Raw genomic sequence first — 9,467 nt, 5'->3', positions numbered from 1 at the left:
ATCCCGGCGGACGGCCGGGCGAGGGCGAGCGCGGCGCGCGTCCGCCGCAGGACCGCCGCGACGCCCCGCGCAATGGCGGGGCGGCGAAGGACGCCCGCCCGCCGCGGCGCGAGCGGGCGCCGGATCCGGACTCGCCCTTCGCCAAGCTCCTCGCGCTCAAGGCGCAGATGGAGTCGCGGGACGGCGACAAGCGCTGACCGGCGATGCGGGACGACCGGCAGCGCCTCGACAAGTGGCTGTGGTTCGCCCGCTTCGCCAAGACCCGCTCGCTCGCCGCCCGCCTCGTCACCGACGGCTTCGTGCGGGTGAACGGCAAGCGGGCGGAGGCGGCGTCGAAGGGGCTCGCGGTGGGCGACGTCGTCACGGTGGCGGCGGCCCACGTCACGGCGGCGGTGCGGGTCGTCGACCTCGGCCAGCGCCGCGGCCCGGCCGAGGAAGCCCGCCGGCTCTATGCCGAGATCGGCCCCGACGGGACGTGATCGCGCGGCACCTGCACGCATCGCGGGTCAGCTCCGCGTCCAGCGGAGTGCGCCCGGCCGGGGCCCGGACCCTGGAACGATTCCGCCCTGGCCGTGGTGCCGGAACGCTTGCCTCCGCTCCGGGGTGGCGGTAGAGCGCGGCGCAACACCCACGGGGTCGAAGAACCCCCTGGAATGGCCCGGGCGCCGTTCCCCTCCCTGAGGACCGACCGACTCATGACCTACGTCGTCACAGAGAACTGCATCAAGTGCAAGTACATGGACTGCGTCGAGGTCTGTCCGGTCGATTGCTTCTATGAGGGCGAGAACATGCTCGTCATCCATCCCGACGAGTGCATCGATTGTGGCGTCTGCGAGCCGGAATGCCCGGCGGAGGCGATCAAGCCCGACACCGAGCCGGGTCTCGAGTCCTGGCTCAAGCTCAACGCCGACTACGCCAAGTCGTGGCCGAACCTCACGCAGAAGAAAAGCCCCCCGGCCGACGCCAAGGACTGGGACGGCAAGTCCGGCAAGTTCGAGGAGCACTTCTCGGCCAACCCCGGTGCCGGCGACTGATCGCAGCCGCGCGGCCACCGGCGGCCGCGTCCCGGCCGGATCGCAGAGGTGCAGTTCCGCCCCCGCCGGACCAGCGGAGCCGTCTCGCCGCCCTGGTGAAGCACGGCCGCCGCAACGATGAAACCAAGTGCAGGCTGCCCTCCCGGACGCAGCCGGCTTCTGAATTTTTTTGATTTTTCGTGCTCTGCGTGCTAGGGTCCACCTCGCCGTCGCTTTCGTTCGACGTGCAGCATCCGCCAGCCGAGCGGGATTTTTCTCGGAAGGGCCCTGTTGCACGACATCTCCCGCGGCCAGGGTTGTTCCCGGGTCCGCGGCCGTTCGGACGTTCCTTAGCTATCGGTTGAACAGGGCCTGACGGGTGCTCTTCGGGCGGCCGGCAGGGAGGTATGTCCCCGGGCGCCCTGACCCGGACGAACGCTCCTTTCGTGGTGCCGCCGCGAACGGTGATCTGGAGGCCACCCCCGCATGACGACCGCCAAGAAGACGACAGCTGCCCGGCAGGGCTTCAAGACCGGCGAAGCGATCGTGTACCCGGCCCACGGCGTCGGCCGCATCACCGCCATCGAGGAGCAGGAGATCGCCGGCTACAAGCTCGAGCTGTTCGTCGTGTCGTTCGAGAAGGACAAGATGGTCCTGCGGGTCCCGACCGCGAAGGCCAATTCGGTCGGCATGCGCAAGCTCGCCGAGCCGGAACTGGTCAAGAAGGCGCTCGACGTGCTCACCGGCCGCGCCCGGGTCAAGCGCACGATGTGGTCGCGCCGCGCCCAGGAATACGAGGCGAAGATCAACTCGGGCGACCTCATCGCGGTGACCGAGGTGGTCCGCGACCTCTACCGGTCCGACGCCCAGCCCGAGCAGTCCTATTCCGAGCGCCAGCTCTACGAGGCGGCCCTCGACCGCGTCGTGCGGGAGATCGCGGCGGTCAACCGCATCACCGACACGGAATCGCTCAAGCTCATCGAGCAGAGCCTCGCCAAGTCGCCCCGCCGCGCCAAGGGCGCCGAGGCCGACGGCGAAGGCGACTCGGACGACATGCAGGACGAGGCTGCCTGAGGCCCCTCCCCGGCCGCAGGTCCGGTCCCGGTCGGATCATCCTCGAAGAAAGCCCGGCCGAAAGGCCGGGCTTTTTGCGTCGTTGGGCCTGTCCCGCCCGACATCGACACCCCGGAGCGGATGCCCTTGGCGGGGACGACCGGCTTTCCGTGCCGGTCGCCGGATCACCGCACCGCGACGATCTCGGTCTCGTGCCCGGCCACCGTCACGGTGTCGCCGGCCTGCTTGCCGGTGAGGGCCACCGCGAGGGGCGCCACGTAGGCGAGGGTGCCGCGGGCCGGGTCGGCCTCGTCCTCGCCGACGATGCGGAAGGTCTGGCGCACGCCGTCGTCGCGCTCGATTTCGACGGTCGAGCCGAAATGCACCTCGTCGCCGGACGACGGCTCGACGACCTGGGCCGAGGTGCGCCGGGCGGTCCAGTAGCGCAGGTCGCGGCCGACGCGGGACTGGCCGGGCTTGTCGTCGGGCGCCAGCCCGGCATGCTCGGCGTGCAGCCGCTCGAGCTCGGCCTCGATCAGGGCGAGACCCTCGGAAGTGACGAAGTTCGGGTGGGGCGAGACCGGGCGGTCGGGGAGATCCTCGAAGGCCTCCCCGCCCTCCTTCTCGCGAACGAAGGCGATGCTCATGCCGTGAGCAATGCCGGAAGCGCCGCCGCGGTTCCGCGCCTTCAGCCGATCTCGACCACGGTCCGGCCGCGCACCCGGCCGGCCAGGATCTCCGGCGCCGCCTCGAACACCCGGTCGAGGCCGATCGTGGTGGTCATCGCCGCGAGGGCGGCGGGGTCGAGATCGCGGGCGAGCCGGGTCCAGGCCTCGCGGCGCAGGGCCGGCGGCGCCATCACGCTGTCGATGCCGTAGAGCGCGATGCCGCGCAGGATGAACGGGGCGACCGAGGTCGGCAGGTCCATGCCGGCGGCGAGCCCGCAGGCGGCCACCGCCCCGCCGTATCGGGTCATCGACAGGACGTTGGCGAGGGTGGTCGAGCCGACGGCGTCGATGCCCGCCGCCCAGCGCTCCTTGGCGAGCGGCTTCGGGGGCCTGGCCAGTTCGTCGCGCGGCAGGATCTCGGCGGCGCCGAGGCCGCGCAGGTATTCGGCCTCCTGCTCACGCCCGGTGACCGCGAGGACGTGCCAGCCGGCGCGGGCGAGCAGCGCCACCGCCACCGAACCGACGCCGCCGGCCGCGCCCGTGACGACCGCCGGGCCGGCGCCCGGGGCGAGGCCGTGGCGCTCCAGCGCCAGCACGCTCAGCATCGCGGTGTAGCCGGCGGTGCCGATCGCCATCGCTTGGTGCGGCGTCAGGCTCGCCGGCAGCGGCACCAGCCACTCGCCCTTCACCCGCGCCTTCTCGGCGTACGACCCGAGATGGGTCTCGCCGAGGCCCCAGCCGTTGAGTACCACCGCGTCGCCGGGCTTCCAGTCCGGATGGTCCGAGGTCTCGACGATGCCGGCGAAGTCGATGCCGGGGATCATCGGGAACCGGCGCACCACCGGCGCCTGCCCGGTCAGCGCGAGCCCGTCCTTGTAGTTGAGGGTCGAGTGCGTCACCCGCACGGTGACGTCGCCCTCCATCAGGTCGGCCTCGTCGAAGGTCGCGAGCGCGGCGCGCTGCCCGCCCTCGCCCTTCTCGATCACCACGGCCCGGAAGCTGCCCATCTCGTCCTCCCCTGTCGTTCGGGGTGGTTGTGGGTCGCTCCGGGCGCAGCGGCAAGCCTCGCGGGTTCGTCAGTATCCGTCGTAGATGCTGCCGCGGGCACCGACGACGTAGTCGTAGCCGCCGAGGTTGAAGCCGAGTCCGCCGCCGGCCGGGCCGTAGACGCCCGGATAGCCGACCGGGCGCGGACCGGCGAACGGGGCCGGGCCGCCGGCCGGCACCCAGCCGGAGCGGGCGGGCGCGACCAGGACCTGCCGCTGCACGGTGGCGTAGGCCGGGGGCACCACCTCGGCCACCGCCTGCGGCGGCGAGACCATGACGCGGCGCTGGCGGGTGGCGACCTGGGCCGGGATCGTCACCCAGCAGCCGACCTCCTGGCCGTAGGCGTCGATCGAGGTCTGCCAGACCCGGCGGGCCGGGGCGACGACGACCTGCTCGCTCACCACGTCGAAGACCGGCGGCACCACCCGGCGGATCGTGCGCGGCGGCCGCACCATCACCTGCTCGGACACCGTGTCGTAGACCGGCGGCGTCGACACGCGACGGTAGCAGTCGGTGGTGCAGCCGTACCCGCCCGCGAAGGCCGGGGCGGCGAGGAGTGAGCCCGCCGCGAAGGCGAGCATGGCCGTAAGGCGGGCGGCCGGGGTCGTCATGGGAGCAATCCTCGGGTTGGGGCAGGTGGCGGCGCGGGGCCTTCCGCGGCCACGCTTCGTGGAGTCCAAGAAGCCGCCTTCCCGCCCCACCGGCAAGCCGAATCCCCCGGGAGGGTAAAACCGTCCTCCGGGACGACTACGCACTTCTCTGCAACGGTGTCAGGATCTCTCAACTTTAAGCGAATTCGACGAGGTCGGACCTGCTGCTCGCGACACGATACCGGCGGAAGACTTCGTCAACCCTGTCGCGGATTCATAAAAATCTGTGGATTCCCGATCGGCCGGAGCCGGCCGGCGGCCGCGATCGCCGCGGCGCGTCCGGATTGCGGCCGGGCGGCTTCCTCCCTATCGTCGCGCGCGAGCGCAACCCGGGACGACGGAACGGCCGGATCTCCGATGAACACGCTGAAGGTCTGGATCGAGGACAGCCTGAAAACGGCCCGGGCCGACATCGCGGCCGGCCGGCAGGAGGTGGTGCTGCGGCGTCACCTGCCGCTCGCCTTCGCGGCCGGGATCGCCGCCGGCTGCGTGCTGAGCTTCCTCGTCGCCCCGGCGGCCCTGCTGGTGCTGCTCCTCACCGGCGCCGCCCTCGGCTACGCCGCCCGCTCGTTCGTGTCCTGGCGCCGGCGCCGCCGCTTCATCGAGCGGCAGTGGGACAACGGGATCTGATACGGTTTTCGGACGATCCCGTCCGAAATCCGTATCACCAGCCCGCGCGGCGCCTGAGCGAAGCCGGTTTCCGCATTGCGGAGGCGATCCGCCAGGATCGCCTGAAGCAATCAGTCGGCAACCGGATGACGAGCGTCCGGCTCAGGTCTGGCCGGGCTTGAGCTGGTAGAAGATGTGGCGGCCGATCACGTCCATCTTCTTGAGCCGGCGCGACCAGCGCGGCTTGACGTAGTCGGCGTGGTAGTGCGTCGCGTTGCCGACATCGGCGAGGTAGGTGCGGCCCTCGACCACCTCGCGGGCGACGCGGGTCGCGGTCTGCCACGAGGCGTCGTCGGTGATGCGCAGGGACTTGCCCTCGCAGGCGAAGGAGAACTGGCAGCCCATGAAGCGGTGCCGGTTCTGGTAGACCACGCCGCAGATGTTCGACGGGTAGAGCCCGCTCTTGGTGCGGTTGAGCACCACCTGGGCCACCGCCGCCTGCCCCTGCTCGGACTCGCCGCGGGCCTCGAAATACACCGCCTCGGCGAGGCAGCGCTGCTCCTTCTCGGCCTGATCGGGCGTGATGACGTCGGCGTAGCGGCGCCGCGCCTCGTCGTCCGGGGCGGCCTCGGGGGTGAGGCGGGCCGCCGCGGTGACGCCGGGGCGGCGGTCGAGGCGCGGCGACAGCAGGCCGCCGGACACCGGGGCCGCCGCGACCTCGACCGGCGTCGCGTCGGCGGGCGCCGGGGGGGTCGAGGACAGGGCGACCGCCCGCGGCACCGCCGGCGTGGCGCCGCCCGGCCGGCCCTTGCGCGGGCCGAATCCGGCCTCCTCGCGGGTCTGGCCGCCGGCGCCGTCGCCGCGGGTCGCGTCCGAGGCGCCGCCGACCGGCGAACTCTCCGCCGCGCGGTCGGCGGCGTCGGGCGGGAGCGGCACGAAGCCGGCCTCGGGTTCGAGGTCGGGGTTCCAGGTCGCCGGGCCGGGGGTGAGGGCCGCGGCGATCCCTGCCGCGGGGGCGCCGAGCCAGCCCCGGGCCGGGACTGGGCCGCGCCGTTCCGCCCCGACCCGGACCGGGGCGAGCGGGTCGGCCTTGTGGTCGCGCTGCGGCAGCGGATGGAGGCCGGCGCCCGCCTTCAGGGCGTCGTGCAGCGATTCGGAATCGAGGGTCAGGCCGGGCCGCAGCATCCCGGACAGCGAGACCGGCCCGACGAGGCCGCCGCGCGGCAGCGGCGGCACCGCCCGGGCGGCGAGGCCCGCGACCGCGCTCGCGCCGGCGGAGGTCTCGTAGCCGGCGGAGGCCGTGAAGGAGACGAGGAGGCCGGCGCCCATCATCCAGGGCGCCACCGCGGCGCAGAGCCAGCGCACGCCGCGCAGCCGGAGGGCGGGGGTCCGCCCGGGGCGGGGCGCCACGGCACGGACGGGCGACCCGTCCGCCGGCCAGATCACTCGCTGCACTCGCCTCTGACGCACGCCACCCGGCCCCGCGATGAACCCGTGGGCCGGAACGCGGCCCGGGCGAACTATCGCGACGGTATGGTTGCGGGAGGGTTAACCCGGCTCCGGGACGGCTGTCCCGGGGCCGGTCGACGCCTGGGCTCAGGCCTGGCTCGGCGCCTTGGTGCTCAGCGCCGCCTGGGCGGCGGCGAGGCGGGCGATCGGCACCCGGAAGGGCGAGCACGACACGTAGTCGAGGCCGACCTCCTGGCAGAACGCCACCGAGTCGGGGTCGCCGCCGTGCTCGCCGCAGATGCCGAGCTTCAGCCCGGCGCGCACGCCCCGGCCGCGCTCGGCGGCGAGCTTCACCAGTTCGCCGACGCCCTCCTGGTCGATCGACACGAACGGGTCGGCGGGCAGGATGCCCTTCTTGGTGTAGGTGCCGAGGAACGTCCCGGCGTCGTCGCGGCTGATGCCCAGCGTCGTCTGGGTCAGGTCGTTGGTGCCGAACGAGAAGAACTCCGCCGAGCCGGCGATGTCGGCGGCCTTCAGCGCCGCCCGCGGCAGCTCGATCATCGTGCCGACCTGATACTCGACCCGCGTGCCGGTCTCCTCGGCGACCGCCGCCGCCATCGCGTCGATGCGGGCCTTGACGAGGTCCAGCTCGGCCCTGGTGAAGACCAGCGGCACCATCACCTCGGGGATGATCGGCGCGCCGGTGGTCTTGCCGGCCTCGACCGCGGCCTCGAAGATCGCCCGCGCCTGCATCTCGGCGATCTCGGGGTAGAGGATCGCGAGGCGGCAGCCGCGGAAGCCGAGCATCGGGTTCGATTCGTGCAGCTCGTTCATGCGCGAGCGCAGCTTGTCGGCCGGCAGGCCGGTCTCGGCGGCGAAGGCCTCGACCTCCTCGGGCTTGGGCAGGAACTCGTGCAGCGGGGGATCGAGCAGGCGGATCGTCACCGGCAGGCCCGACATGATCGTGAACAGCTCGACGAAGTCCTGGCGCTGGTAGGGCAGCAGCTTGGCGAGCGCGGCGCGGCGGCCCTCGGCGTCGTCGGCGAGGATCATCTCGCGCACCGCGGTGATGCGGTTGCCCTCGAAGAACATGTGCTCGGTCCGGCACAGGCCGATGCCCTCGGCGCCGTAGTTGCGGGCGGCGCGGGCGTCCTTCGGGGTCTCGGCGTTGGTGCGCACCTTCATGGTGCGGACCTCGTCGGCCCAGACCATCAGGGTGGCGAAGTCGCCCGACAGCTCGGGCTCCAGCATCGCCACCTCGCCCTGGATCACCTGCCCGTTGGCGCCGTCGATAGTGATGCGCTCGCCGGCCTTGAGGCTGACGCCGCCGACCGTGAGGGTGCGGGCGGCGTAGTCGACCCGGATCGAGCCGGCGCCCGACACGCAGGGCTTGCCCATGCCGCGGGCGACCACCGCCGCGTGCGAGGTCATGCCGCCGCGCGTCGTCAGGATGCCCTCGGCGGCGTGCATGCCGTGGATGTCCTCGGGCGAGGTCTCGATCCGGACCAGGATCACCTTGCGGCCGGCCTTGCGGGCGGCCTCGGCCTCCTCGGAGTTGAACACGATCTCGCCGCTCGCCGCGCCCGGCGAGGCCGGCAGGCCGGTGGCGATGACCTTGCGCTCGGCCTTCGGGTCGATGGTCGGGTGCAGGAGCTGGTCGAGGGAAGCCGGCTCCACGCGGCCGACCGCCTCCCGGTGGGTGATGAGGCCCTCGCCCGCCAGTTCCACGGCGATGCGCAGGGCCGCCTTGGCGGTGCGCTTGCCGTTGCGGGTCTGGAGCATCCAGAGCTTGCCCTTCTCGACCGTGAATTCCATGTCCTGCATGTCACGGTAGTGCTGCTCGAGCAGGCCGTAGATCCGCACCAGCTCGCCGTAGGCCTCGGGCATCGCCCGCTCCATCGACGGCTTGTCGGAGCCGGATTCGATGCGGGCGGCCTCGGTGATGTCCTGCGGCGTGCGGATGCCCGCCACCACGTCCTCGCCCTGGGCGTTGATGAGGAACTCGCCGTAGAGCGCCTTCTCGCCGGTGGAGGGGTTGCGGGTGAAGGCGACCCCGGTGGCCGAGGTCTCGCCCATGTTGCCGAACACCATGGCCTGAACGTTGACCGCGGTGCCCCAGCTCGCCGGGATGTTGTGCAATTCGCGGTACTTGTTGGCGCGCGGGTTCATCCACGAGCCGAACACCGCGCCGATCGCGCCCCAGAGCTGGGCCTGCGGGTCCTGCGGGAAGTCCTCGCCGAGCTCGCGCTTTACGATCGCCTTGTACTGGCCGATGAGGTGCTTCCAGTCGTCGGCGGACAATTCGGTGTCGAGGGTGAGGCCCTTCGAATCCTTGTAGTGCTCCAGCGCCTCCTCGAAGGTGTGGTGCTCCACGCCGAGCACGACGTTCGAGTACATGGTGATGAAGCGGCGGTAGCTGTCGTAGGCGAAGCGCGGGTCGCCGGCATCCTTGGCCAGGGCCTCGACGGTGGCGTCGTTGAGGCCGAGGTTGAGCACCGTGTCCATCATGCCGGGCATCGACGCGCGGGCGCCGGACCGCACCGAGACCAGCAGCGGCAGGGTCGCGTCGCCGAAGCGGCGGCCGGTCAGCGTGCCGACGGCCTCCAGGGCGGCGGCGACCTCGCCCTCCAGCTCGGGCGGGTACTGGTTGCCGTGGTCGTAGTAGTAGGTGCAGACCTCGGTGGTGATGGTGAAGCCCGGGGGCACCGGCAGGCCGAGATTGGACATCTCGGCGAGGTTCGCGCCCTTGCCGCCGAGCAGGTTGCGCATCGACGACTGACCCTCGGCGCGTCCGTCGCCGAAGGTGTAGACCCACTTCGCCATGGTGCTTCCGTCCGTTGTGCGGGGTTCCGCCATTCCGCCGGGTTGGACCATCCCGCAGCACAACGCAAGATGAACGGTCACGCTCGCGGCGGGCGGACGAATGCCTAGACAGGCGGAACCGCGCTGCGGAGGTTCGCAACGCGGTGGAAAAACGA

General features: G+C 72.1%; 10 protein-coding genes. 5 read left to right on the top strand and 5 right to left on the bottom strand.

Features of this window, described 5'->3' with window-relative positions:
* The 4 genes from EOE48_RS21780 to EOE48_RS21765 form a co-directional block, all read left to right on the top strand.
* The coding region (locus EOE48_RS21780) for a hypothetical protein (protein ID WP_148239794.1) at positions 1–197 on the top strand (197 nt) is incomplete at its 5' end.
* Positions 198–203: 6 nt separating this feature from the next.
* The gene (locus EOE48_RS21775) at positions 204–479 is read left to right on the top strand and encodes a S4 domain-containing protein (RefSeq protein WP_127732986.1); all 276 of its coding nucleotides are present in this window, start codon (positions 204–206) and stop codon (positions 477–479) included.
* Positions 480–695: 216 nt separating this feature from the next.
* On the top strand, positions 696–1,034 hold the full coding sequence (gene fdxA / locus EOE48_RS21770; RefSeq protein ID WP_127732985.1) for a ferredoxin FdxA: 339 nt from the start codon (positions 696–698) through the stop codon (positions 1,032–1,034).
* 465 nt (positions 1,035–1,499) lie between these two features.
* Positions 1,500–2,087 carry a CarD family transcriptional regulator gene (locus EOE48_RS21765; protein ID WP_127732984.1) on the top strand — a complete coding sequence of 196 codons (588 nt, stop codon included), beginning with the start codon at positions 1,500–1,502 and terminating at the stop codon, positions 2,085–2,087.
* Between the two features lie 164 nt (positions 2,088–2,251).
* Here the strand turns inward: EOE48_RS21765 and greA are convergent, their stop codons facing one another.
* The 3 genes from greA to EOE48_RS21750 all read right to left on the bottom strand — a co-directional run bounded on the left by greA (position 2,252) and on the right by EOE48_RS21750 (position 4,392).
* Positions 2,252–2,713 (bottom strand): transcription elongation factor GreA, encoded by a 462-nt coding sequence (gene greA / locus EOE48_RS21760; protein WP_127732983.1) that lies wholly within the window; start codon positions 2,711–2,713, stop codon positions 2,252–2,254.
* A gap of 41 nt (positions 2,714–2,754) precedes the next feature.
* Positions 2,755–3,741, bottom strand: a complete 987-nt coding sequence (gene acuI / locus EOE48_RS21755; RefSeq protein ID WP_127732982.1) for an acrylyl-CoA reductase (NADPH) — start codon at positions 3,739–3,741, stop codon at positions 2,755–2,757.
* A 69-nt stretch (positions 3,742–3,810) separates the two neighbouring features.
* Positions 3,811–4,392 (bottom strand): hypothetical protein, encoded by a 582-nt coding sequence (locus EOE48_RS21750; RefSeq protein ID WP_127732981.1) that lies wholly within the window; start codon positions 4,390–4,392, stop codon positions 3,811–3,813.
* Between the two features lie 396 nt (positions 4,393–4,788).
* On the opposite strand from EOE48_RS21750, the gene EOE48_RS21745 reads away from it, so the two are divergent.
* Positions 4,789–5,061: a hypothetical protein gene (locus EOE48_RS21745; protein WP_127732980.1), complete on the top strand. Its 273-nt coding sequence runs from the start codon at positions 4,789–4,791 to the stop codon at positions 5,059–5,061.
* 141 nt (positions 5,062–5,202) lie between these two features.
* Here the strand turns inward: EOE48_RS21745 and EOE48_RS21740 are convergent, their stop codons facing one another.
* Both EOE48_RS21740 and ppdK read right to left on the bottom strand, forming a co-directional pair.
* A complete protein-coding gene (locus EOE48_RS21740) occupies positions 5,203–6,405 on the bottom strand; it encodes a cell wall hydrolase (RefSeq protein WP_425463682.1) in 1,203 nt (400 codons plus the stop codon).
* Between the two features lie 231 nt (positions 6,406–6,636).
* Positions 6,637–9,312: a pyruvate, phosphate dikinase gene (ppdK, locus tag EOE48_RS21735; RefSeq protein ID WP_127732979.1), complete on the bottom strand. Its 2,676-nt coding sequence runs from the start codon at positions 9,310–9,312 to the stop codon at positions 6,637–6,639.
* Positions 9,313–9,467 lie beyond the last annotated feature (155 nt).

The organism is Methylobacterium oryzihabitans (assembly GCF_004004555.2).
Classification (GTDB): domain Bacteria; phylum Pseudomonadota; class Alphaproteobacteria; order Rhizobiales; family Beijerinckiaceae; genus Methylobacterium; species Methylobacterium oryzihabitans.
This window is presented reverse-complemented; position numbering and strand designations above follow the sequence as displayed.

Bases quoted from the DNA above. Each gene is read 5' to 3' on its own strand.
- EOE48_RS21765 (WP_127732984.1), top strand. From the start codon at position 1,500: ATGACGACCGCCAAGAAGACGACAGCTGCCCGGCAGGGCTTCAAGACC.
- EOE48_RS21775 (WP_127732986.1), top strand. From the start codon at position 204: ATGCGGGACGACCGGCAGCGCCTCGACAAGTGGCTGTGGTTCGCCCGC.
- EOE48_RS21745 (WP_127732980.1), top strand. From the start codon at position 4,789: ATGAACACGCTGAAGGTCTGGATCGAGGACAGCCTGAAAACGGCCCGG.
- EOE48_RS21750 (WP_127732981.1), bottom strand. From the start codon at position 4,392: ATGACGACCCCGGCCGCCCGCCTTACGGCCATGCTCGCCTTCGCGGCG.
- greA (WP_127732983.1), bottom strand. From the start codon at position 2,713: ATGAGCATCGCCTTCGTTCGCGAGAAGGAGGGCGGGGAGGCCTTCGAG.
- acuI (WP_127732982.1), bottom strand. From the start codon at position 3,741: ATGGGCAGCTTCCGGGCCGTGGTGATCGAGAAGGGCGAGGGCGGGCAG.
- fdxA (WP_127732985.1), top strand. From the start codon at position 696: ATGACCTACGTCGTCACAGAGAACTGCATCAAGTGCAAGTACATGGAC.
- ppdK (WP_127732979.1), bottom strand. From the start codon at position 9,312: ATGGCGAAGTGGGTCTACACCTTCGGCGACGGACGCGCCGAGGGTCAG.